Genomic DNA, 25,084 nt, shown 5'->3' with positions numbered 1-25,084 from the left:
CTGGATGAATCCACATCAAAGACTCGTTCATCCACCTTTGAACTGGATGAATCCAGATCGAAGACTCGTTCATCCACCTTTGAACTGGATGAATCCAGATCGAAGACTCGTTCATCCACCTTTGAACTGGATGAATCCAGATCGAAGACTCATTCATCCACCTTTGAACTGGATGAATCCACATCAAAGACTCGTTCATCCACCTTTTGTCTCACCGAAGCAGTGTTGAGTTACCGATGTTAAAACCATTCATACAAATGGAGGGTTTTGAAACCTAAACTTTCAGTTACCCTGAAGTTAGTTGCCTAATTAATATTGATTCTTCCATAACATAGAATAGATGACTGAACAAACTTCTAGAATTTGTATCCTTGGTGGAGGCTTTGGTGGTCTCTACACAGCCTTGCGGTTAAGCCAATTACCTTGGGAATCTACGCAAAAACCCGAAATTGTTCTAATAGATCAAAGCGATCGCTTCCTATTCTCTCCTTTACTTTACGAATTACTCACTGGCGAACTGCAAACCTGGGAAATTGCCCCACCCTTTGAAGAAATTTTACAAGGCACAGGGGTGCGTTTTTATCAAGGTGTTGTGTCTGGAATTGACATCGACCAGCAACGGGTAAATATCCAAGAAGGCCCGGAAATCCCTTATGACCGATTGGTGCTGGCGCTAGGAGGTGAGACACCGCTAGATTTAGTCCCTGGTGCGGCAGCTTACGCCTACACATTCCGCACCATCTCTGATGCTTATCGTTTAGAAGAACGCCTGCGATTTTTAGAAGAATCGGATGCTGATAAAATTCGGGTAGCGATCGTTGGGGCTGGCTACAGTGGTGTAGAGTTAGCTTGTAAGTTAGCTGACAGACTAGGCGAAAGAGGACGCTTTCGGATCGTTGAAATCGCCGACCAAATTTTGCGAACTTCCCCAGAGTTCAATCGGGAAGCAGCAAAGAAAGCAATAGATGCCCGTGGTGTATTTATTGACTTAGAAACCAAAGTTGAATCAATCGAGCAAAATAGCATTTCCCTAGAGTACAAAAACCAGTTAGACACGATTCCCGTGGATTTGGTAATTTGGACTGTAGGAACTAGGGTTGCGCCCGTAGTAAAATCTCTTCCTCTCAAGCAAAATCAGCGCGGTCAAATCATCACTACATCCAATCTGCAAGTCCTCGATCGTCCAGAAATCTTTGCCTTGGGAGATTTAGCAGACTGTCATGATGCTGAAGGACAGCAAGTCCCCGCTACGGCACAAGCGGCTTTTCAACAAGCTGATTATACTGCTTGGAATATCTGGGCAACTCTGACTAATCGCCCCCTCCTTCCCTTCCACTACCAACAGTTAGGAGAAATGATGGCGCTAGGAATAGACAACGCTACTCTCACTGGTTTGGGAATTAAACTAGATGGCCCCTTAGCATACGTCGCTCGCCGTGCTGCTTATTTATATAGATTGCCAACTTTAGACCATCAGCTGAAAGTTGGTTTTAATTGGCTATTCCGTCCGATTATAGAAACACTTTCAAGGTAACTTTCAAGGTTGGGAATTGCGAATTGGGCATTGGTAAAAAAACCAATACATTTACGATGATTTGTTTAATTTCCGCCAATCTACTTAGCAGATGCTAAACTCTACCCACAGAAGCTCTTAATAAGCCAAAATCTAAAATTCAACATTCAAAATTTTCAAACTTTAATGGAACAACCGAAAGTTATTTTTTTAGATGCTGTGGGTACACTTTTCGATGTCAAAGGTGGTGTGGGCGAAGTTTATAGTCAGATAGCCCAGGAATTTGGCGTTACAGTTTCAGCCGAAACATTAAATACAGCTTTCATCCAAAGCTTTAAAACAGCGCCGCCACCGATATTTCCAGATGCAGAACTGCAAGATATTCCCCAGCGCGAGTTTGATTGGTGGCGGATAATTGCTCTGAACACTTTTGAAAGGGCAGGTGTTCTCAAGGAATTTTCTGACTTTTCGGCTTTTTTTAGCGAACTTTACATCCACTTTGGCACTGGCGAACCGTGGTTTGTCTATCCTGATGTTTTACCAGCTTTAATCAACTGGCGGCGGTTGGGAGTTAGCTTGGGGGTGTTGTCCAATTTTGATTCTCGGATTTACTCAGTATTGCAAAGTTTGGGATTGAGAGAGTTTTTTACCTCCGTCACCATTTCTACGCAGGTACGTGCAGCTAAACCCGACCCGCAAATTTTTGCCATTGCCTTAGACAAACATAAATGTTCCCCAGAGGCGGCGTGGCATATCGGCGATAGCATTGTAGAAGATTATCATGCAGCTAAAGCAGCTGGACTCAGAGGTGTTTGGATCGACCGTGGAAAATGAGGGGATACTTTCAATTTAACAACGCCAAATTTTTTTTAAAGTGGAATCCAATCCAATCTATCAATCCACTCTTCTGCCTCAGTCGTTTCTCAAATCAAATAAATTGTTTCTGCCCAAATACTCAGGTTTCCACTGGAACGCAACCAAACTAGTCCCCAAATATGTCCTCCATCTCCCCAGTGTTCTTCCAGATGTTGGGGCATACTTTTGCGGTTGTCTGTAACCAATATTCGTTGGGATAATTCCAGGTAGCGCAGGATATTTGGGTCAAGCCTACCTAATGGTGGTACTTCGGCATCGCCTCGCCTACGCGCAGAATATCTATTGCTGGATTGAAGCGCAAAACAGCTATCTTCAGTTTGGGCGACAAATTTTCATCAATGAGAAAACGTACCTTCACCAAGAGTTTAGCAACTCCTGCTCACGTTGCGCCTTTAATACTCTTAAACGTTGCATCAAAGGTGAAGGATTAGCTAATGATTCTTGATAGCGCTGTTCTCGCCACTTTGCTAGCCGCAACATATAAGCATCTATTTCAACACGATTATGCAGATAGTAGGTAAACGTAGCGTAAATTTTCTCCAAATTCAGGGAAGGTAATTCGTCTATAATTTCCTCTGGTGAATATCCTTGCAAGTAATATTGAATCACATTATCAATACCAATGCGATGGCCTTTGATACGGATGTCATCTGGGTCTAAAAACTCAAAATAATCTTCTAGTTGCATTCATCTACCTCTGTAGGGTCTTTTAAGATTATCTTAATTGCCATTGAATAGTTTCATGCGATCGCTGGGGTACTGTACTTACTGTACTGTTGTTGCATTTTTTCCAAGTTTTAAAGCGTCAGGGACATAAAACCTCTAAGTCTGACATGCTTAGTATTTATATTATCCACCTCAAAGACTCGTTCATCCCCCTTGCTCCAACTCCCCACTCCCCACTCCCTTATTCCCCTGCTGCCCCAACACTCGTATGATCGAGATATCAGGAAAACATAACAGCCAGATTTTTACCGCAAAACATGGGCAGTATTTGGGAAATCGATTTTTACTCTCGTCCGATTTTGGACGCTAATCAAAAAAAAGTTTGGGAAGTCTTAGTCTGCGAAAGCCCCTTGGATATCGGCGCAAAAGTAGACTCTTTGTTTCGCTATGCTCAATATTGTCCCAGTACCCAGGTAAATTCGGTCTGGTTGCGGACAGCATTGCAGGAGGCTATTAACCAAGCTGGAAAAGCACCAATTAAAATCCGCTTTTTCCGCCGCCAAATGAACAATATGATTACTAAAGCTTGCCAAGATTTGGGTATTCCCGCCCAGCCTAGCCGCCGGACTTTGGTTCTCAATCAATGGTTAGAACAGCGGATGGAAGAAGTCTATCCTCAAGAGACAGGGTATCAAGGGGGGACTAATCCCTCAGTCCGCTTAGAAAAACCTTTGCCACAACGTTTACCAGATGCTTTGGAAGGACAGCAGTGGGTATTTGTTACCTTAGATGCTGCGGATTTTGCTGATATGCCAGAGTGGGAAATTGGTTTTGGTGAAGCTTTCCCTTTAGAGTTGGCGAAAGTTTCACCCGAAGCGCGTATCCCTGGTATTTTGATTTTCTCATCGAGAGCGCTACCCTTGGCTGGCTGGATGTCTGGTTTGGAGTTAGCTTTTTTAAAATTTGACGCTAACCAAGAGGCGAGATTGCTTTTAGAAACTGGTGTAACTGAAAGCTGGATTGTGGCAAATATCAAAAAACCTCAAATCTTAGCAGAAGCCAAAGCTTTTGAAGCAGCCAAGCAAAAAGCGAATGGAGTACATTTTATCGGGGTACAGTCCGATCCCAAAGCAGAATCTTTTGCTGGTTTTTGGCTGTTGCAAGAGGTTAATTTGTGAAAATGGGCTGGGGATTGGGGATTGGGGATTGGGGACTGGGGACTGGGGACTGGGGATGGTGGGGCCCCCTCTGGGGATAAGGGGTAATGGGGATTGGGGACTGGGGACTAGGGATTGGGAACTGGGGAGATAAGGAGAATAACCATGCCCAATGCCCAATGCCCGATCCCCAATCCCCAATTACAAATGACAATATCCGTTGAGACATGACAATGATTTGGGATAATTAACTGCGTCCATCAGTGTCGATCTGCGGTTTCAAATCGTAACTGTAAAGAAACATTGATGATTTTTGGATAGTTATCTGCGTTCATCATTGGAAAGTGCGTAGGCGTAGCTCGTCGTAGACATCGCACTTCTCAAAAGATAGCGTTGATATGCGGTTCAAAATCCACAATTCACTAAGGGTCATGGGTTCTGAAAATTTGTCACAAGATACACTAGCCGAACAGTTGCTGGAACTAGCTATAAAATCTGGAGCAGAAACTGCTGAAGTGTATCAGTCGCGATCGCTTTCTCGCCCAGTGTTTTTTGAGGCAAACCGACTCAAACAGCTAGAAACTAACCAATCTGAAGGCACAGCGCTACGGCTTTGGCGAAACGGGCGTCCGGGACTGACGGTAGCTTACGGTTCTGTCTTAGCCGAAGTAATGGTGGAAAAAGCTCTGGCTCTGAGTCAACTAAATCAACCGGAAACTATAGAATTAGGCTCTAACTTTCAGCCCTCCTACCCCGATTTAGGAGAAAGTTTACCGATAGAGGTTTTGGTGGACTGGGGCAAAGAAGCGATCGCACTCATCCGTGATGCCTATCCCGATGTTGTATGCAATGGTGACTGGGAATGTGATATTGAAACCACCAGACTAGTCAACACCAAAGGTTTAGATTGTCACTATACTGACACTACCCTCAGCTGCTATATATCAGCAGAATGGGTGCGTGGTGATGATTTTTTAAGTGTTGCTGATGGTCAAACCAAGCGTGGGGAACTCGATCCAGAGAGATTAGCTAACCAAATTTTACAACGGTTAATTTGGTCGAGTGAAAATATCTCACCTCCTACTGGTCGAGTCCCAATTTTATTCACTTCTAAAGCCGCCGATATGCTTTGGGGTACTGTACAAGCCGCTTTGAATGGCAAGCGAGTTTTAGAAGCAGCTTCACCTTGGGTAGAACGTTTGGGTAAGGAAGTAGTTGCACCTAGTCTCACCATCTACCAAGATCCAGAAGCTGGCCCTTACAGTTGCCCTTTTGATGATGAAGGCACTCCTACTCAATCTCTGGTATTTATCCAAAACGGAACTTTACAGCATTTCTATAGCGATCGCACCATCGGCTCCCAACTGGGTACAAACACCACTGGAAATGGTTTTCGCCCTGGTTTAGGTAGCTATCCTACCCCTGGTTTATTTAATTTTCTCATCCAGCCCGGATCGGCATCGCTACCAGATTTGATTCAACAACTAGATGATGGCTTGATTGTCGATCAAATGTTGGGTGGTGGCGGCAGTATTTCTGGAGATTTTTCGATCAACGTCGATTTAGGCTACCGCGTCCAAAATGGTCAAGTAATTGGGCGTGTTAAGGATACGATGGTTGCAGGTAATGTTTACACAGCCCTGAAGCAATTGGTTACACTAGGCAACGATGTTGATTGGAATGGTTCTTGTTATACTCCGTCTCTGATCGTAGAAGGGCTATCTACTACGGGAAGAAGCAATTAAATAATTCGTAATTCGTAATTCGTAATTCGTAATTGGGGAGAGTGCTTTTGTATAGCGATCCTAAATTATTTGTGAATAACAATATCCCCGACTTCTTTAAGAAGTCGGGGATATGAGCCTTGATATAGGCTTTTAAACCATCCTCTAAGATTCCACTAAACAGCTTTTTAGGAAAGATTTGTAATCCAAAATTTAAAATCCAAAACTGGTATGAATCAGCGTTTTCGCACCTGGTGGCAGCCTAGAAGAGGTTTAGCGATCGCCGAAGCCTGTATTATCGGTCTGGTTGCTGCCCTATCTGCGGTATTCCTAAAAGTCGGATCGGGATGGCTGGGGACATGGCGAGTGCATACTACCCACCTTTTCCCGGCATGGCTGGTACTACCTGCAATTGGTCTTGTCCTGGGATTTCTGGCTGGATGGTTGGTGGATAGATTAGCACCAGAGGCTTCTGGTAGCGGTATTCCACAAGTCAAAGCTTCTCTGGCTAATGTGCCTGTGACATTATCTTGGCGGGTAGCGGGTGTGAAGTTACTCAGTGCGATCGTCGCCATTGGTTCTGGCATGACTCTAGGACGGCAAGGCCCTACTGTCCAAGTGGGGGCAGGTTTGGCAGCAGGGATGAGTCGTTGGGTTCCCACTTCCCCAGATCATCGACGGCAGATGATTGCAGCTGGTGCGGGTGCCGGTTTGGCTGCTGCTTTCAATGCCCCGATCGCAGGTGTATTGTTTATCGTTGAAGAATTACTCCAAGATTTATCAGGATTGACTCTCGGAACTGCCATTATCGCCTCCTTTATTGGTGGCGTGATATCCCGACTTTTGGGTGGTGGCTCTCTTGACCTTAACTTGCAATTAGTAAAATCTTCCAGCCAATTCTCCATCCCAGAAATTCCCTTTTTCATCCTGTTAGGTATTTTGGCAGGCTTGTTTGGTGCATTGTTTAATCACGGCATTATCTTTAGTATTAAATTTTACGAAAGATTACACATCAGTTTGCCCTTGCGCGTAGCTTTAGCTGGATTTATCTCTGGTGTTGTCGTGGCTATGCTCCCTCCATCTTTCCGTGATAATACGGGACTGCGAGAGTCATTAATTACTGGAAATTCCCATCCTAGTGTCGCCGCGATCGCCTTTGCAGCCCAGTTCATCCTCACACTGATTGCATTTGGTTCGGGCGCGCCAGGGGGATTATTCGCTCCCAGTCTGATTTTGGGTTCTTGTTTAGGACACATCATCGGTGTATCTGAGTTATATATCACCGGAGTTGGTTCTCCTACGACTTACGCCCTAGCGGGTATGGGTGGATTTTTTAGCGCCGTTTCCAAAGTGCCAATCACAGCCATTGTGATTGTCTTTGAAATGACTACAGATTTCAACCTAGTGTTACCTTTGATGATTGTTTCTGTCGCAGCTTACCTGGTTGCGGATAAGGTAGTGCCTGGTTCGCTTTATGAGAAACTTTTGGAGTTAAAAGGGATTACTCTCACCAAAGAAGTTGCGATGGAAGGAGCATTAACCAAGTTAACTGCAAAAGATGTAATGCAAGAACGGGTAGAAACTCTAGATGCAGAGATGAGCTTGGAAGAAGCAATGCAAGCTTTTGCTCGTTCTCATCATCGCGGTTTCCCTGTGGTAGAAGATAGCAAGTTAGTGGGGATTGTAACGCAATCAGATTTGCTGAAAATCCGCGAGAGTACAAACCACACATTTCGCGATCGCAATTTAGCCGATATTTTCTTAAAAGAAATTATGACATCTGTCCCGATGACAGTATCACCAATTCACACCCTCAGTAATGTACTATATTTACTCGATCGCTATCAAATCAGTCGCTTACCGGTGGTAGATAGACGAAAACTGATTGGGATTATTACTCGTGCAGATATTATTCGGGCGGAAGCAGATCATCTCAATGGTGAGAATGCGACACCGAAACTGCGACCAGAACCTTCATACATAGTTTACCAGACGCGATCGCCCAGCACTGGTAGAGGTAGATTATTAGTACCCGTAGCAAATCCCGAAACAGCGGGTGTTTTATTACAAATGGCAGCAGCTATTGCCCGCGATCGCCATTATGAAATAGATTGCGTGCAAGTGATGCTGATACCCCGCCACAGTTCCCCATCAGAAACACAGGTAAGAACCGCAAAAAGTCGCCGCTTGCTACGACAGGCAGAAGTCTTAGCAAAAAAGTGGAAAATTCCCTTACACACGCAGATTCGAGTTACCCACGATGTGGCGCAGGCAATTTTGGAGACAATCAACGAACAACACATCGACCTAATTTTAATGGGATGGAAAGGTAACACATCTACCCCTGGTCGGATTTTTGGTAGCGTTGTTGACACCATAATTCGCCAAGCCACCTGCGAAGTCGTATTAGTAAAATTAGGCAAAACCCCCCAACCCCCATTACCCCTTATCCCCAGAGGGGGCCCCACCATCCCCAATCCCCATTACCCCTTATCCCCAGAGGGGGCCCCACCATCCCCAATCCCCAGCCCCCAGTTCAACCGATGGCTAGTTCCAGTGGCTGGTGGCCCCAATTCCCCACTGGCAATTAAATTGCTACCGGCTTTAATTACATTGGGAAACGATCCGAAAATTCGCCTGACACAGGTATTTAAGCCATCTGAACTCAAACCAGATATGTCAATTTCAGAACAAGCCATCCGCCGTTTGATGCGTCGCCGCAAATTGTCGAGTACTGTAGTTGCTCTCCCCATACAAGCTAATTCAGTCGCCGAAGGTGTGATTAATCTAGTGGAAACCGAAGGTTACGATGTTGTAGTTTTGGGAGCATCCCGCGAGGGATTGCTACAGCAAGCGATTCAAGGTAATATTCCCGAAGCGATCGCCTCTGGTGTTGAAAGTACAGTCATTTTGGTTAGAGGTGCGATGCAAAAGTAAAAAACATAGATTTTAGTGAGTTTTTAATGATAAAATACACCAATAATCAGAGTAACAATTATTGGTATTAAGATTGGAATAGCAACTATAAGTCCCCACTTACCAAACTTAATTTCCTCACCCTCAGATTTGAGAAATGCAATCCAACCGACAACTCCCATCAAAACCCAAATAAATCCAAAGGCAAGAAATATAACAAATACTGAATCGTCCATTTTTTTTACCAAATTTTATTAAATTGTAACTAATTACTACTAATTAACTTTGCTAAACTTTCGCGAAACTGACTAAAATCAAAAGCTTTAATAGTTTTTTGTTGTAAGTATTCTGGTTGGTAAATTACTGGATTAGAGCAATCACCTTGCAGGATTTGAATTAGATTATCGGCAATTTCTTCAACATTATCAGGATCGACCAAACATCCCAACTTCCCCTCAGCCAAGGGATCTATAGAACCATCTTGATTACCTGCCAATACAGGTTTACCACAAGCTAAAGCTTCTAGAAAAACAATCCCAAATCCTTCTCCTTTACTAGGCAGAGCAAAAACATCGCAGAGATTGTAATGATCGCACAATTCTTTATCTGGAACAAATCCGGCAATTGTCACGCAATCTTGGAGATTTAAGTTGGTAACTAAAGTTTTAATTCGAGGTATATCATCTCCTTTTCCTGCAAGAATAAAGTGAACATTAGGAAGATGCGATCGCACTTTAACTAAAGCATGAAGGATTTGGTCATAACCCTTGTATTTGGCCGTGCTTCCTAGTCGCGTTACTGTTAGAATTACAGGCTGTTCATCTGTTAAGTTATATCGCTTGAGTAAATAGGTAGGTTTAGAATTTATTGGAAACTTACTAGCATCAAATGTATTAGGCAAAATAACTATTTTTTCTGAATCAATATTTGGATCTTGAAGCAAGCGCTGGCGAGTATAATTACTAACACTAATGATTTTGTCTGCTTTTTCTAAAGCAAATTTTGTTGCCTTATTTTCGATATCCCAAACTTCTAAGCCATGAGCAACAACCCAGTAAGGAGTTCTAGTAAAAAATTTGACAATATAACAAACAATCGCATAGTTAACATGAGTGGAAATGACTATAACGGGATGTTGAAGAATAGCTAAAATAATTATTTTCGTGGCAAATAAAATTGGTTGCAATAATTTTGGTAAATCTCCAAAATAATGAAATCTAGTTGAACTTAAAAACTGCAATTTATCTGACTGTTTTAAACTATACTTATCATATTTGAGAAACACATCATAATCAGCTTCAGGATATATATCTTGTAAAGCTTTCAGCAAAAATTTTGAGTAAACTTGAATACCTCCCTTGAAATCAAATATATTCGGAAATATTAAGTAAAGACGAGGTTTAGCACTCATAGTGTTTTGGCATTTTCAATAATTTCAGGTTTTAATTGCGTGACAACATCTTTTCGAGAATTGATAGCCGCTGCGATAAAATAAAACTCAATCGTTGTAAAAGTATAGTCTTCAGTAAAAAAATCTGGAATTTGAGACACTAAAAACATAATAATTGGAACAGTAATTAAAGGATTAGCATATTTAACTTTCAATGCTATTCTCGCTAAAAAATTAGTAAATAACAATAATCCAGGAATTCCTTGCTCTGCTGACACATTTAAAAATATATTATGTGCATGATAACTTTTCTTTCCCCAAACTTTCACTCCTATCTGGTCTGGAAAAACTCCTATGCCGATACCAGTAAATGGTCTTTTAATAGTTTCATTAATCGCTGCCTGCCACATTTGAAACCTGGAAAAACCTGTTCCCATAAGAGTAGGAATCTTTTTTTGATTTGGATTGACCGAACTTGAATTTTCTAAAAATATATTAGTTAATGGAAATATTTTACTATCTGCCAAACCAATTCTCCGTGTAGAAACTGGTGCCGTTACAATGAATAAAAACAACAAGCTAATTAGATAAATCATTTTTCTCAAACTAATAATTTTATATATCAGCAAAAGAAACATTCCAATTATAAAAATTACCCAGCCATTCCCACTGGCAGATAATGCTAAGGGAATTAGAAAAATGAATTCGCTTATATGTAATTCAATTTTATAAATTTTATTCTGTTTTTCTAAAATCAGGCTTAAACATAATCCAATGGCGACTATGACCCCAAACTGATTAGGGTTTTGCATAATTGAACCAATCTCAGGATAAAAGCTAGGAAACTTTAATAATTTAAAAATCCAGTTATGAGGAAGGAAAACCTCTAAAAAACCTAAACCTGCAATGAGCTGTAGTAAGTACAATATGCAACGATAATAAAATGTTAAAGATGATGCGGTTATGTTCTTAAAAGTTAATACTAAAAAAGCAAAAAATAGTATGTAATAAGTTGAGTATTTTAGACTATAAATAATAGCAATATTGGGAAAGTTGCTCATGAATGAGGAAAGCCACATCCACAAATACATCAGACTTATAGATATCACAATTATTTTATGCTTCTTAATAACTTCTGGTATAGATTTTAAAGATAAACTAATGATCCCCAAACTAAATATAGGAAGTAATAAATAATGAATACCAATATTTATTCCTGGAAATTTAATTCGCCCTAAAAGTGAAGAAAATAGTATGAGTAGAAAAAATATATTAATCATAGCTTTTTATTTAAAGATATTTTTTCACAGAATAAAATCTATCTAACCCACTTTTGCAGGTTTAAGGATATATTTTGAGATTTTTTTCAAGCTATAATCCCAAACACGTAGAGAATATTACCATAATACAGTCTTCGCCAATATCATCTTTTGAAGCTAGATTAATTTGGTATTTTTGCACAGCTAAATGTTCTTTCTCAGGTAGAACCCAAAAAAGTCGCAATGTATTCCGAATCTACAACTATCAGATATTTTTAATTAATCATCTGCCAAATTTTCAGAATGTTCTCACCACTGCCACCACCGGCAATGGTTTGTCCATCTGGGCTAATGGCAACAGCATAAATATATCCAGAACCTGTCTCCAAAGTGCGGATTTCCTTTCCTGTGACTGGGTTCCAAAGTTTGATTGTCTTGTCACTACTGCCACTTACAAGGGTGATACCATTTGAACCTACGCTTCGCAAAAAGGCGACAGAATTAACCTTATCATTATGTCCTTTTAAGGTGTGGATTAACTTTCCTGTTTTCAGATTCCACAATTTAATTGTCTTGTCTTTACTACCACTGGCAAGGATGACGCCATCAGGAGCAAAAGCGACTGAAAGAATCGACTCTGCATTTCCCTCTAAGGTGCGGATTAACTTTCCTGTCCCTAGATTCCACAATTTAATTGTTTTATCCCAGCTACCGCTGGCAAGGGTTTTACCATCAGGACTGAAAACTACAGATGCAACACCACTGGTATGTCCCTCTAAGGTGCGGATTAACTTTCCTGTCTCCAGATTCCACAGTTTGATTTTCATATCCTTACTAGCACTGCCACTGGCAAGGGTTTTGCCATCAGGACTGAAAGCTACAGAAGTAACTCCATCGCTATTTCCCTGCAAGGTGCGGATTAACTTTCCTGTTTCCACATTCCACAGTTTGATTGTCTTATCCGCACTGCCACTAGCGAGGATTTTGCTATCAGGACTGAAAGCTATAGTCCAAATCCAATTAGAATGTCCTTCTAAAGTGCGGATTTCCTGTCCACCTGTCACATTCCATAGCTTGATTGTCTTATCATCACTGGCACTGCCAAGGGTTGTACCATCAGGACTGAAAGCTACGGAATTCACGTCACTAGAATGCCCCTTGAAGGGTTTGGGTGAATAAGAATTTTCTGAGACGTTTTTTTGGGGCTGAATAGGCTGAGAAACAGGCTGAGAAATAGGTTGAGGAGCCTCGCTGACTATCTGGGGACGAGACTGAAAATACCAAACTCCCCCTAATCCCAACACTAAAATGCTAGAACCTAACAGCAGTTGACTTTTCAGATTGTTATTTGATTTTGGTGAAACTAGCACCTTGTTTGCTGGGGGAGCTGCAAATGTTGTTGTCAGTATAGTTGGGGGCACTGATGACAATGATGGTATTTGAGGTGTCAAGTCATTGATGACTTCATCAGCCGATTGATAACGCTTTTGGATGTCTAATTGCAACAGCTTATCCAAAACTTCACCCAACTCTACAGATATAGAAATCCCGTCCCTACCTGAACTGGTTAAATGTTGCCGCCAAGATGCAACCCAACCATAACCCTGGTGTATCCACAGTTGAGATGGGCGAACCCCAGTCAGGAGATGAAAACAAGTAGCCCCCAAACTGAATAAATCACTGGCTGGGTAAGCTTTTCCCTCTTGCATCTGTTCAAGTGCAGTGTAACCGTGTGAGCCAATAACAGTGCCCATTCTAGTATGCACTGTTGCTGTCAACAGCTTGGAAGCTCCAAAATCAATGAGGATTAATCGCCCGTCACTTTGACGACGAATAATATTCTGTGGCTTGATATCTCGGTGAATCACTCCCCGCAGATGGATAAACTTCAGTACTGGCAGTAAATCTAGCAAAAGTTGGCGAATCTCCGTTTCGTTATAGTTTGCCTGCGTTTCCGATTCTTTGAGCAAGTTTTGCCCATCGATAAACTGCTGCACCAAAAAGAGATAGCTATTTTGCTCAAAATAAGCCAATAAAGTTGGAATTTGTGGATGTTCTGCCAGTTCTTGCAGTCGGCTCGCTTCTTGTTTAAATAGTTCAACGGCCTTAGTTAGCGGCCCAGTTCCCTGAAGTTTTGGCGCAAATTGCTTAACAACACAGCATTCATTCAGTTTGTGTATATCTTTGGCTAGATAGGTTCTACCAAATCCACCCTCGTCTGATAAAACCTGAGTGGGACGATAGCGACCTCCTAGCAGGGGTATCAATTCCGCTCTACAACTGTGGCAATAGTTGTTTTTATCAGGATTTAAGGGTTTTTGGCAATCGGGATTCACACAACAGAGCATACTGGGAATCCATTTCAGTTGGGGTATATATTCATCTTAAGTCATGCAGTATAATCTCTGTTGTTAGTAAATATCACTGAGACAGCATACAAATCTTCTATTTCCTTACCTCATCAGGTATTGAACAATTTAGATAAATTGAAAAAATTGTGTTTGAGCGATGCCTTTTGACGAATTGATGGGCGTCAGGTCTGCTTGTGTATTACATCTGTATGCGCAATTTAGTCAAGTTTACAAAAATATCTAGGCAAAATTCCGAAAAGCAGCAATTTAAGTTTGTAGCTCAGTATATACCTACGAAATTGAGATTTCCTTTAGTAGTCTAAATTGAAAATACAATTTTTCCGATTTGATTGTGGCAAACATTTGGGTATGTAAGATATACGAATTCATTTGATTACAGGCGATGCCTTTAGCAAGCCGCTAAGGTAGATACGCTAAATTTCCCTTTACATTTACATAACTGCTGTGGCTAAAACAGCAACTAGTATTAATTTTGTCTTTCAGAAAAAGACAAAATTATCAGCAAAATTAGGAGCGTAATTATGCTATTAGGCAATAAAAACTATCGTCGCAAATTAAGTCATGTTTTAATTAGCTGCGTGAGTAGTAGTTTGTTAATCACAAGTAATGTGCTGCCTATAAGTGCTTTGGTTAAATCTCACAGTTTTCAAGATTTCATAATTGCTAAATCACCAGATGAGAGACAACCAGAAGCAGTAAAAAAAGGAATTGAGCAAATTCCTGCTTCTCAGGCATCAACATCTCCAAGACGGAAGATATCTATTGAGTCACCAGTACAAAAGGCTCCTCGTGTATCTTCTCATAGAGAAAATTCTCAGCGAACTTCCAGGGTTTCAGATAATAGCTCTACTCCTAGAGCATCTAGACGTAGGACTTCTAACTCAAATTCTAATCGTTCCAATGGTGGTAGCTCTGCATCTAGATCGTCTAGAGCTAGAATTGCTAACTCAAACGCCAATCGTTCTAATGGTGGCTCTGGGAGAGTTCGCAAGCCAAGTTATAATGTCGCTACAGGGAACCAAAATCTCGATAATTCAGCGATTTCTTCACCTGCAACACCAACTTACAAAGAGATTAACTTTGTAGATGTTGCATTAGGTATTCTGAGTAAAGGTGACTTTCAATCTGAAGGTAGATATTTTCATTTCTATGAGTTTGAGGGCAGAGAAAATCAATTAGTTCAAATTAGGCTGATTGGCAGTAATGATACACGCAGATCCAATAACTTGAGTTTAAAACCGTTGTTGTTTCTGCACGATCCTGATAACAATATCATTGTTAAAAAAGGCGCTTTGGATAAAAGCAGTGGTGGTGATGATGCATTTATTTTTGCGCGACTGCCTAAAAATGGCATTTATAAGATTGCTGTTACTAGTCAAAATCCTGGAGATACAGGCCGCTATAGTTTGGCTCTCAGGAATGATAGAGCTAGCTATACTTTAGATGAATCAGATCAACTAACTGCCAAAAGCTCAACCTTGAAACAAAATGGAGGCGCTTACAATGTTTCTAATTTTCAAGGTAGAAAAAATCAGCTGATAAGTATTCGTGTTGATAGCGTTGATGAAGAGTTTTCTCCTTATGTAGCTTTGCTAAATTCTAAAGGACAAACGATCGCGATCGATAAAGACAAAGACAAAAGTGGTGTCTACAGTGCTTTAATTGACCGAGCTAGGTTGCCTGAAGATGATACATACTATATAGTTATTACTTCCAAAAATCCACAGGAACGCGGTAAATATAGATTGACTATTTTCTGAAGTAATTACCAATTCTGGTATCGAGACTATTGCTATGAGTAGGATATAGTCAGGAATGTTTTTTTATTTACCGTAATAGTCTTGATACCATTGCACAAAGTTAAGTTAAGAGATTGTTTGAAAAGTATTTCACTGTGATTTTATACACTTTCATATCCCGCCTTCCTTTTTAAAGGGGATTGGGGGGATCGATAACGTTTTGCTACTAACGAAAGGACTTTTAAAACATTCTCTTAAGATGTTTACAGTTTTTTCAACTCCCCCAGAATCAAAGTTAATTTTATTAGGCTGCTCTTTGAGATAATTAATAATATTAATAGCTAGGTAATCAGGTTGCAAATAATTATGATTGATAAATTTGACTATTCCTAAGTCGCTTAACTTTTCGGCTCTAATTATTTGTTCTTGCTCCTGATTACCTGTAAAGGGAAGAATCATAGCTCGTACACCTGTGGTTAAAATATTCATTATGGTATTATAGCCAGACATATTTATTGAAAGGTCTGCTTTTTTCATGTAATTTAGCAAGTAAGGAGTATAGCGTCGAATATAGATGTTTTTACTAAATCTTGCCATTTTTTGCAGCTCTTTAAATTTTGAATTGGGGATGAATGGCCCAGTAAAAACCTGAATATGATGTGGCAATAATTTCTCTAAAAAAGGGGCTGTGTTAACTACACATTCAAGCAACTCATGACCAAATCTACCACCTCCTACACTGGCTAAAATCAGGGGTTTGTCTGATTTAATAATTTCTCGATCTTCATCAGTTAAAATAAGATTTGTTGGTGGGTCTTGCACGACATATCCGGTGTAATATACTTGGCACTTTAGGTCATTGACTCTAGAAAAGGTTGCTTCTAGTGAGACTAATTCTGGGTCGCTGTGAACCAACAGAATATCAAAATATTTATTGATTAAGTTACATACTTTTTCTTCGTGTTTTACTTGTTTTTCCGGTTTAATAACTACAATATCTCGCAAACTAGAAACTATTTTAGTTGAGCCTTTATTTGATTTAGCTAATTCTAATAATGGAATTAATTCAAAAGAAAAACGTCTTCTCCCAAAAGGAAATAACTCAACGATTAAAATATCAGGCTGGAATTGCTTAAAGATTTCCAGAAGTCGATTTTTTCTAATGTCTTTGGCTTCACTAAGGCTAAAGGCATCATCTAGTACTTGTAGTTCAGCAGCTTCTAGGTCAGTTTTAATTGCAGGTAGATTGATAACTTCTACACCAGCAGGAATTTCAAATCCTTGAATTATTTCACCACCATTAATAAAACAAACTTGGAAGTCTTTGGTTAAACCTCGCACAATTTCGCGGCTGCGAACCAGATGCCCCATACCTAAAATGTGTTGGCAGTAAAACATAATACGTTTCATAAAAATTTTACCTCTGTCAATTTGGATGGTTGGAAGAAGGCGAACGAAAGATACAATAAATACTTTTATTACTTTTTACTTGAACAATTTTGGCAATCATCGTTAATTTCAGTAATTGTACATATGGGTTATAGAAAAATGTAATATCAATTTAAAAAAGAATACGACAGATCCATACGGACATAGCTTTGTTATGTCTAGCTTTTCTAATTTTTAATTTTTAATTTTGAATTGGTATAATCACGCTCTTTTTTTGCTAGTAAGGTAGAGATGTATTGGTTAATTTTGGGCAAACCATTGAGATTAATTTTCGGTTGGGAAATCTGCGGAGTTTGGAGTTGTTGTAACAGCGATCGCAGTAATATATCTAAAGTCAGATCGTTTTGAATCGCTGCTAAAATCCCCAAATTTGCCAAATTTTCTGCACGAATGCACTGTTCTCGTGATGGCTTAATTCTGGGTACTACTACTGCTGGCTTACCCACTGAGAGAATCTTGCAAGTTGTTTTGTAGCCACCCATTGCGACTACGGCATCTGCGGCGATGTAACTCATTAAATCCGGTAAATTTGTCTATCTGCACTTAGGGATATACAGCAGCTTTCAGTTTCAGTGCAGCTTGGTGTTCTAAGGGCATTTCTGGGCCACATATAATATAAGCTTCGTAATTTATGGGACGCTGGTAACAATACCAAACTCGATAAATATGTGTCAATTAACCTGTAACTATCTTCACTAGCACCCGGTCTAGTAAGTTAAAGCGGACTTTTCCAAACTCCCAAAAGTTTTTGAAAGATTAATCATCAATTAAATCTCCAGTTATATAACTATTGTCACGGTTATCTAACTGGAGATTCGCTATATTTAACAGTTAACGGCTAAAAGGAGTTAAAGAGATGGAAATTAAGCCAACTGACCCATCGCTAGCACTCATGGAAATTCCCCCAGGCTATCTCAATATTATGGGTTACGTCGATCAATCAGAAGTTAATGGCCCTGGTTGTCGTGCAGTCGTCTGGGTACAAGGTTGTTTGCGTGAGTGTCCTGGCTGCTTTAATACTAACTCCTGGTCTTTTGAGGCTAACCAATTGATTGCTGTTGATGCCATTGCCGAAAATATTCTCAACAATCCTCGCAACACGGGTGTAACATTCTCTGGTGGAGAACCCTTTTGGCAAGCAACGGCACTAGCGTCTTTAGCCCAGAAGGTAAAAGCTGCTGGTTTAAATGTAATGTCTTTTTCCGGGTTCACTCTTAAGCAGCTACAGTCCCAATCTGCGCCGCCAGGTTCCCAAGCATTGTTAGAACAACTCGATATCCTGATTGACGGGCCTTTTGTACAATCTCTGGCAATTAATTCTCCCAATTCTCCAGTTTCTTCTAGCAATCAACGGGTTCGTGTTTTAAACCCGGACTTCCAAGACCAGATTACTTGGGCTAGCGACCAGATCGAAATCCACATCCTTAAGGATGGTGGACGCATTGTCACTGGCTATCAAGGTGGACTAGAACTAACGTAGGGGCAGGGGAGCAGGGGAAGAAGAGGGAGTTAAAACTTAAAAATTGAGCTTCTGAGGGTCAACGTTCACCTTCAGAAGGTTAACTTCCACCTTCTAAAGGTCAACATTGAGCTTCTGAGGGTCAACATTGAGCTTCTGAGGGTCAACATTGAGCTTCTGAGGGTCAACATTGAGCTTCTGAAGGTCAACATTGAGCTTCTGAGGGTCAACATTGAGCTTCTGAGGGTCAACATTGAGCTTCTGAGGGTCAAATTTTTAGATTTCTGCTCCCTTATCGAGAAGCTATGTTTAAATGCAGCTTTGTTTGGGACAGATTATATTTAAAAAAAATACATATCATAAATTTGACTAGACCATTTCAGAAAATTTTTACTGAACACCGCGTATTTTGGGCTGTTTTACTTTTTGGTACAGCACTGGTGGTAACGCTAGCGCTGTCACTTTCTCAAGGAGCAGTACCTTTAAATATGTCGGAATTTTGGCAAGCCATTCTCCACAAAGGCGATCCGGTTAAACAGACAATTCTCTGGGATTTACGTCTTCCGCGCATTATTGCTGCGATTATTGTCGGCGCAGCTTTGGGAATGTCAGGGGCACTGCTGCAAGGAATGTTACGTAATAGTCTCGCCGATCCATTTATTTTGGGCATTTCAGCGGGTGCGGGACTACTTGTAATTCTGATGATTGTGTGCCATATATTCCCGATCGCAATTCCTTTTGCAGCATGGATAGGAGCAATTTTAACTGCCGCGATCGTTATTTTACTCGGTCGTTCGGGGTCGGGAATTTCTGTTGAGCGCTTGATTTTAGGCGGAGTAGCGGTGAGTTCTTTATTTGGTGCCGTACAAAGTACATTGCTGCTTTTAGCTGAAGATGGGCAAATTCAAGTTGCGCTCAGTTTCCTGGTTGGTAGTCTTAATGGACGGGGTTGGCAAGAAATTGCTACAACTGGCCCTTATATCATCGTTGCATTGATTGGGGGATGCTTGCTGGCGCGATCGCTAAACATCCTGGCTTTGGGAGATGATTTAGCTGTGAGTTTAGGGCTTTCGTTGACGCGATCGCGCTTGTTAATTGGTGGTGTCGCCACTCTATTAGCCGCAGGTGCAGTCAGCATCAGTGGCTTGGTTGGATTTGTCGGTCTTGTTATCCCTCACGGTGTCCGCCTGATTGTTGGTACAGATCATCGCTTTGTTTTACCACTTTCCGCTCTTGCAGGTGCATGGTTACTCACTTTTGCAGATTTACTCTCTAGACTAGGAGCAGTAGAACTACCAGTAGGTTCCGTCACTGCCTTGCTGGGTTCACCCGTGTTTATCTGGTTACTTTATCGTCGTTCTGCTGGGTTTAATAAATTTTGAGCGATCGAACCACTATCCATCCCCACCTTATAAACGGATCGGGTTTTTTGCGCATTCTGATAAACTGATATAGCAAGGGACTGGGGACTGGTGACTGGGGATTGGGTGAAAAGTCTTGTTGTGTCTAAGTTTTATGATCTGTTAATGTCCTAACCACCAAGGCTTGTGCTATACAAAGCCTTCTTCAACTATTTAAGCCAAAATTCTCCATAAAGAAACCCACCTATATAACCCTACTTTCTTATCTCTGCTGTCCCCTGCCCCCTGCCCCCCTGCTCCCTGCTCCCCTACCCCCCTGCTCACTCAAGGAGGTTAATCGATGTTATGTGTTGAGGAATTAATCAACTTAGACCCATTTCAACAACTTCCCAAAGAGCGATTGCAGTGGGTTTGCGATCGCGCTCAAACAGTTGAACTTTCCCCCGGAGATGTGTTGTCCTATGAGGGAGACCCTGTATGTCGCTTATTTATCTTAGTCAAAGGTAAAATCAACATGACCCGCCGCAGTGAAGGAGTGGAAATTCCGATTGGGCAGCACGAAGCCCCATCCTTTTTTGGTGAAATTCCAGTACTCACAGATGAACCTGCACCTGTGACAATGCGGGCATTTTCAAATTGCCATATCTATGAAATGAAGGGAGAAGACTTCCGTAAACTGTTGCATGAATGTCGTGATTTTGAGCGGATGGTCTTCCGAATTATGCAACGTCGTGTCCGGGGGCTAGAGTCTTTTATTCGTGGGCGGGAAAAGATGGCAGCTTTAGGGACACTTGCTGCGGGTCTTGCTCATGAACTCAACAACCCAGCCGCAGCCTTGGTTCGGACTTTAAAAGAAATGCCAGCCGCCATCTTAGAGTTACAACGAATGAACTTAGTTTATGGGCAACGTAATGTTGACGAAGCCCATACTCAACACTGGTTGAGAGTACGCGATCTAGGCTATGATGCGATTTTGAATAATCGCCTAGATCCGGTGACACTAAGCGATCGCGAAGACATATTGCTGGAATGGTTAGAAGACTATGGTGTAAACCAAGCCTGGAAATTGGCAGAGCCTTTAGCAGAAGGTGGTGTTGAGGTTGAAACCCTAGAGCAACTCATGGAACGTTGGCGCAACGACAACACAGAATTGCGAGAAATGGGATTGCACTGGCTAGCGCTTTCCTTTGAAGTTATGTCGATGATTAAACATGGTTTGCGAGGATCTGAGAGGATTTCCGAACTTGTGCAAGCGATGAAGTCTTATTCTTACCTCGATCAAGGCACTCAGCAAGAAGTAGATATACATCAAGGCTTGGAAGATACCTTGCGATTGTTTGCTCATAAACTCAAGTGCGGTGTCCAAGTGCAACGCAATTACGATCGAAGTCTTCCAAAAATCTTTGCCTATGGCAGCGAACTAAATCAAGTGTGGACGAACTTAATTGACAACGCCATTGATGCAATGGATAGTAAAGGACTGCTAGAAATTACAACACACCATTGCGATCGCTATGCCCATATTGACATCATCGATTCTGGCAGTGGAATTCCACCTGAAATTAAAACCCGTATTTTTGAACCTTTCTTCACCACAAAATCAGTAGGACATGGTTCAGGACTTGGTTTAGAAACCGTTCGCCGAATTGTAGAAAATCGCCATCACGGTACGCTTTCATTTGAGTCGCACTCAGGTAGAACTTGTTTTACCATTTGCCTACCCTTATCAAAGCAATAAATCAATCAAAAATGGGATTAGAGATGAAAAAAAATGGGAACCAATGGTTCCCAAAATCTAGCAGCAAGTGAATATTTTCGTCAGACTTCTAGTTTTTTATTGTCTCCTACACTAGAATTCGTCTTATAGTGATAAATCAATACAGTTCAGGATGAGCAACAAAACCCTCATGTAGAGAGGCGATTTATTGCGTCTCAAAAGACCAATTATCTACACCAATAACCCTTAAGCCAAGCGTATTGAGCTATAAATAAAATATTGGGGTAAAAAAATTATTTATCTGATAATTCTGATCTTGTGGACTGTTGATTGGAGTTAATAAATTCAGTCTTAGGTGGTTTTCCTATAGTATTAGGAGGTTGTTTTTTTGTTTTGGGTTGTGGATTATTATTCTCGCTCATGTTCATTTATCTCCTTAATAGCTTTAATTATTTGGCTGTTTTAAGATTTCTTGCTTGGAGTTGAGCAAGCAAAAAATTCAGTGAACGCAGTCAGTTTGTGTTCTGATGATTATGACTTCAAGCGATGCGATCGCAATTCCGTAATTCTGTTGAAAATTTTACTCATTTCTATATTCTCAAAAAGGTAGATAGTGGAAAAACTCCTTAGAGGTTGTTTTAAAAGTAGTTGACTGTGATTTTAATCACATTTTACTCCCCTTAATCCCCCCTTATAAAGGCAGGAAAAAATAAATCTATTTCCCTCCCCTTTCCAAATACCGTGTATACACAAGTCAAATTACCCCCCTTAATCCCCCCGATATATTGGGGGGAAAAAAGAAAAATCCGGTTCCCTCCCCTTTGCAAGGGGAGGGTTAGGGTGGGGTAAACAAATACTTTATACACCACTACAAACTTTTCAAACATCCTCTTACTATCTATCTCTTTAACCTTAGTTTTCATTCAAACTATTTTTGCAGCCAGACCGTATTTTTTTGATCGAACTCATCCAGATCGAACAAATCATAGACTGCGTATTCAACATCCCATATTCCACCACTGCCCTTATCAGCTGGGGGCTTGTCGAACTCACGTTAATACAACTTCATCAAACTTCACGCCAACTTTGTCACAAATGAATATCTAAAGTTAAGCGACTATACCAACAAACACTGTGATATTCCCTAATGCTAGATGGGAATGGTTAGTGTTGTATAAATTACAGTTACCAAAACTGAAACGCTTATCAAATCCCAAGCTGCTCAGGACTATTCTGGGTAAATAGTCAAATGTGACAGAAAAAATTTAGTGTGAGGATTTAGCCATGTCTTACCCGATTCCATCCAAAATGTGGCAGCGAGTCAGTATTGTAATATTGTTTTTATTGATACCCTCAATAGGAATTGCCGTTTTACGCCAGTCTGCTACGGTTGCAGTTCCAGCCAATCAGAATCCTGCCAGTTCTACTCCAAAAACTTCCATTCTCCCCAATCACCCTGACTACCAAGCACTCCAGACATTGGTAAAACAGTATAGTTGTGTCGTTACCGTCCAAAATTTTGGCACTCTTCCTGTAACCCGAACTGAATTTGCTACAGTCTTGAATGCCTGTGTGAATCGGAGCAATGAGCTAATAGCGACCGATCCCAAGATAGTTACCCCAGCAGATATGAAAATTCTGCAACGCTTGCAGTCAGAATTTGCACCAGAGTTAGCAACCCTAAAAAGTCCGATAGAGGAATTGGAAGCTCCTAGTCCCATCACTTTGAATCAGCCTACCAGAGAACGGACTCAAACTGAGTCTGACCAAAAGACTCAACCCTTACCTACAGCCCCACCCCTTAGTATTCCGTCTGGCTCATCCGTGCAGGATCGAGTTGCTAACCGTGCGAATATGCCTAAACTCCAAACTCGTGACAGTATTGGAAGGGTTGCCCCGGAACCTCAAATAGGTAGCAGATTCAATACAGAAAACTATAACCGGATTGAAGATAATCCCTTTCATCGCGTTGGTAACGATCCCCTTTCCACCTTTTCCATTGATGTAGATACAGCATCTTACAGCAACGTGCGACGGTTTATTACTCAAGGGGAATTACCACCCAAGGATGCAGTGCGAATTGAGGAATTAATCAATTATTTTACCTACAATTATCCCCAACCAAAAGGCGATCGCCCTTTTTCCGTCACCACTGAAGTTGCTGCTGCTCCCTGGAATCCTCAACACAAGTTGGTACAGGTGGGTTTGCAAGGTAAACGCCTAGAAAGCAAAACCTTACCACCGAGTAACTTAGTATTTCTGATTGATGTCTCTGGTTCTATGGATGACCCGGATAAATTACCCTTAGTGCAACAGTCGCTCAAATTGTTGGTGAATCAACTGCGTCCTGAAGATCGGGTAAGTTTAGTAGTCTATGCGGGGAATGCTGGATTGGTGTTACCGGCTACTGCTGGTAGTCAAAAATCAACAATTCTGGCGGCGATTGACCGCTTAAAGGCTGGAGGCTCCACTGCTGGCGGCCAGGGTATTGAATTAGCCTACAAGATAGCCAAAGAAAGCTTCCTCAAGTCTGGTAATAACAGAGTCATCTTAGCTACCGATGGAGATTTTAACGTCGGGGTTTCCAGCGATGGCGACCTGACACGATTAATTGAACAAAAGCGAGAGCAGGGAATTTTTCTGACGGTGTTGGGATTTGGCACCGGCAATTATAAGGATGGAAAAATGGAACAACTGGCTGATAAGGGTAACGGCAACTACGCTTATATTGATACCCTATTGGAAGCCAAAAAGGTTTTAGTTAACGATCTTAGGGGAACTCTATTTACTATTGCCAAGGATGTAAAAATTCAGGTGGAATTTAATCCGGCGAAAGTTCAAGCATATCGCTTGATTGGTTACGAAAATCGCCTGCTGCAAAACCAGGATTTCAATGACGACAAGAAAGATGCAGGGGATATTGGGGCTGGTCATTCTGTAACAGCGCTTTATGAAATAATTCCCACTGGCACGAAAAGCGATGTGAAACTGCCAGAGATAGATCCTTTGCGGTATCAGCGTTCTAGTGAAACTGTCTCGGATGCTGCTGGTAATGAGTTGATGCAGGTGAAACTGCGCTACAAGTCGCCCCAGGACAGCACCAGTCAACTAATTACCCAAACCATCCAAGATGATGATTTGAGAACTGACCCCTCCACAAACCTGAGATTTGCTGCTGCGGTAGCGACCTTTGGGATGGTGCTGCGTGACTCTGAGTATAAGGGAGATGCTAATTATGATTTGGTGATGAAATTGGCAACCCAAGGGAAGGGGGAAGACCAGGAGGGTTATCGGGGTGAGTTTATTCGCCTAGTGGAGCAATCTAGAGCATTGATTACAAAAAAATGATTTGAGACCATAAATGAGACGGCGAGTAGGGAGTAGTGTAGTTCAATTACTTGAAAACCGTTATCATCTCTGGGAGATATCACAATCTACATCAAAGGACATCAAAGGCGATCGCTCTCCACTGTATTAGATATCTGC

18 protein-coding genes are annotated in these 25,084 nt (G+C 41.3%); 11 read left to right on the top strand and 7 right to left on the bottom strand.

Annotation, left to right across the window (positions count from 1 at the left end; genetic code table 11):
* From RMX89_RS06665 to RMX89_RS06655, 3 genes are all read left to right on the top strand, one after another.
* The coding region (locus RMX89_RS06665; RefSeq protein ID WP_322688371.1) for a hypothetical protein at positions 1–229 on the top strand (229 nt) is incomplete at its 5' end.
* Positions 230–340: 111 nt separating this feature from the next.
* A complete protein-coding gene (locus RMX89_RS06660; protein WP_322688370.1) occupies positions 341–1,534 on the top strand; it encodes an NAD(P)/FAD-dependent oxidoreductase in 1,194 nt (397 codons plus the stop codon).
* 165 nt (positions 1,535–1,699) lie between these two features.
* Complete coding sequence (locus RMX89_RS06655; protein WP_322673105.1) at positions 1,700–2,347, top strand: HAD family hydrolase; 648 nt, start codon at positions 1,700–1,702, stop codon at positions 2,345–2,347.
* Between the two features lie 396 nt (positions 2,348–2,743).
* Here the strand turns inward: RMX89_RS06655 and RMX89_RS06650 are convergent, their stop codons facing one another.
* Complete coding sequence (locus RMX89_RS06650; RefSeq protein WP_322688369.1) at positions 2,744–3,076, bottom strand: DUF433 domain-containing protein; 333 nt, start codon at positions 3,074–3,076, stop codon at positions 2,744–2,746.
* Positions 3,077–3,372: 296 nt separating this feature from the next.
* On the opposite strand from RMX89_RS06650, the gene RMX89_RS06645 reads away from it, so the two are divergent.
* From RMX89_RS06645 to RMX89_RS06635, 3 genes are all read left to right on the top strand, one after another.
* The gene (locus tag RMX89_RS06645) at positions 3,373–4,233 is read left to right on the top strand and encodes a Tab2/Atab2 family RNA-binding protein (protein WP_322688368.1); all 861 of its coding nucleotides are present in this window, start codon (positions 3,373–3,375) and stop codon (positions 4,231–4,233) included.
* 410 nt (positions 4,234–4,643) lie between these two features.
* Positions 4,644–5,957, top strand: coding sequence for a TldD/PmbA family protein (locus tag RMX89_RS06640; protein WP_322688367.1), 1,314 nt, complete (start codon positions 4,644–4,646; stop codon positions 5,955–5,957).
* Positions 5,958–6,167: 210 nt separating this feature from the next.
* Positions 6,168–8,873: a chloride channel protein gene (locus RMX89_RS06635; protein WP_322688366.1), complete on the top strand. Its 2,706-nt coding sequence runs from the start codon at positions 6,168–6,170 to the stop codon at positions 8,871–8,873.
* A gap of 23 nt (positions 8,874–8,896) precedes the next feature.
* Here the strand turns inward: RMX89_RS06635 and RMX89_RS06630 are convergent, their stop codons facing one another.
* The 4 genes from RMX89_RS06630 to RMX89_RS06615 all read right to left on the bottom strand — a co-directional run bounded on the left by RMX89_RS06630 (position 8,897) and on the right by RMX89_RS06615 (position 13,849).
* On the bottom strand, positions 8,897–9,088 hold the full coding sequence (locus RMX89_RS06630) for a hypothetical protein (RefSeq protein ID WP_322688365.1): 192 nt from the start codon (positions 9,086–9,088) through the stop codon (positions 8,897–8,899).
* A 29-nt stretch (positions 9,089–9,117) separates the two neighbouring features.
* Positions 9,118–10,263 carry a glycosyltransferase family 4 protein gene (locus tag RMX89_RS06625; RefSeq protein ID WP_322688364.1) on the bottom strand — a complete coding sequence of 382 codons (1,146 nt, stop codon included), beginning with the start codon at positions 10,261–10,263 and terminating at the stop codon, positions 9,118–9,120.
* Complete coding sequence (locus RMX89_RS06620; RefSeq protein ID WP_322688363.1) at positions 10,260–11,522, bottom strand: O-antigen ligase family protein; 1,263 nt, start codon at positions 11,520–11,522, stop codon at positions 10,260–10,262. The genes RMX89_RS06625 and RMX89_RS06620 overlap by 4 nt, the downstream gene beginning before the upstream one ends.
* 254 nt (positions 11,523–11,776) lie before the next feature.
* A complete protein-coding gene (locus RMX89_RS06615) occupies positions 11,777–13,849 on the bottom strand; it encodes a serine/threonine-protein kinase (protein ID WP_322688362.1) in 2,073 nt (690 codons plus the stop codon).
* 545 nt (positions 13,850–14,394) lie between these two features.
* Between RMX89_RS06615 and RMX89_RS06610 the strand changes: the two genes are divergently transcribed.
* The gene (locus tag RMX89_RS06610; protein WP_322688361.1) at positions 14,395–15,633 is read left to right on the top strand and encodes a peptidase; all 1,239 of its coding nucleotides are present in this window, start codon (positions 14,395–14,397) and stop codon (positions 15,631–15,633) included.
* A 150-nt stretch (positions 15,634–15,783) separates the two neighbouring features.
* Here the strand turns inward: RMX89_RS06610 and RMX89_RS06605 are convergent, their stop codons facing one another.
* Together RMX89_RS06605 and RMX89_RS06600 are read right to left on the bottom strand one after the other, a co-directional pair.
* Positions 15,784–17,022, bottom strand: coding sequence for a glycosyltransferase family protein (locus RMX89_RS06605; RefSeq protein WP_322688360.1), 1,239 nt, complete (start codon positions 17,020–17,022; stop codon positions 15,784–15,786).
* A gap of 206 nt (positions 17,023–17,228) precedes the next feature.
* Positions 17,229–17,576 (bottom strand): glycosyltransferase, encoded by a 348-nt coding sequence (locus tag RMX89_RS06600; RefSeq protein ID WP_322688359.1) that lies wholly within the window; start codon positions 17,574–17,576, stop codon positions 17,229–17,231.
* 341 nt (positions 17,577–17,917) lie between these two features.
* On the opposite strand from RMX89_RS06600, the gene RMX89_RS06595 reads away from it, so the two are divergent.
* From RMX89_RS06595 to RMX89_RS06580, 4 genes are all read left to right on the top strand, one after another.
* A complete protein-coding gene (locus RMX89_RS06595; protein WP_322688358.1) occupies positions 17,918–18,541 on the top strand; it encodes a 4Fe-4S single cluster domain-containing protein in 624 nt (207 codons plus the stop codon).
* A 344-nt stretch (positions 18,542–18,885) separates the two neighbouring features.
* The gene (locus RMX89_RS06590; protein ID WP_322682716.1) at positions 18,886–19,902 is read left to right on the top strand and encodes an iron ABC transporter permease; all 1,017 of its coding nucleotides are present in this window, start codon (positions 18,886–18,888) and stop codon (positions 19,900–19,902) included.
* A 319-nt stretch (positions 19,903–20,221) separates the two neighbouring features.
* Positions 20,222–21,619, top strand: a complete 1,398-nt coding sequence (locus RMX89_RS06585) for an ATP-binding protein (RefSeq protein WP_322688357.1) — start codon at positions 20,222–20,224, stop codon at positions 21,617–21,619.
* A 1,263-nt stretch (positions 21,620–22,882) separates the two neighbouring features.
* A complete protein-coding gene (locus RMX89_RS06580; protein WP_322688356.1) occupies positions 22,883–24,946 on the top strand; it encodes a vWA domain-containing protein in 2,064 nt (687 codons plus the stop codon).
* The last annotated feature ends 138 nt before the right edge of the window (positions 24,947–25,084 follow it).

Origin of the sequence: Nostoc sp. DedSLP04, from assembly GCF_034530775.1 — a bacterium.
In the GTDB taxonomy this organism is placed as follows: Bacteria; Cyanobacteriota; Cyanobacteriia; order Cyanobacteriales; family Nostocaceae; genus Nostoc.
The sequence above is the reverse complement of the archived record's forward strand: the minus strand, read 5'-3'. Positions and strand labels throughout refer to the sequence as shown.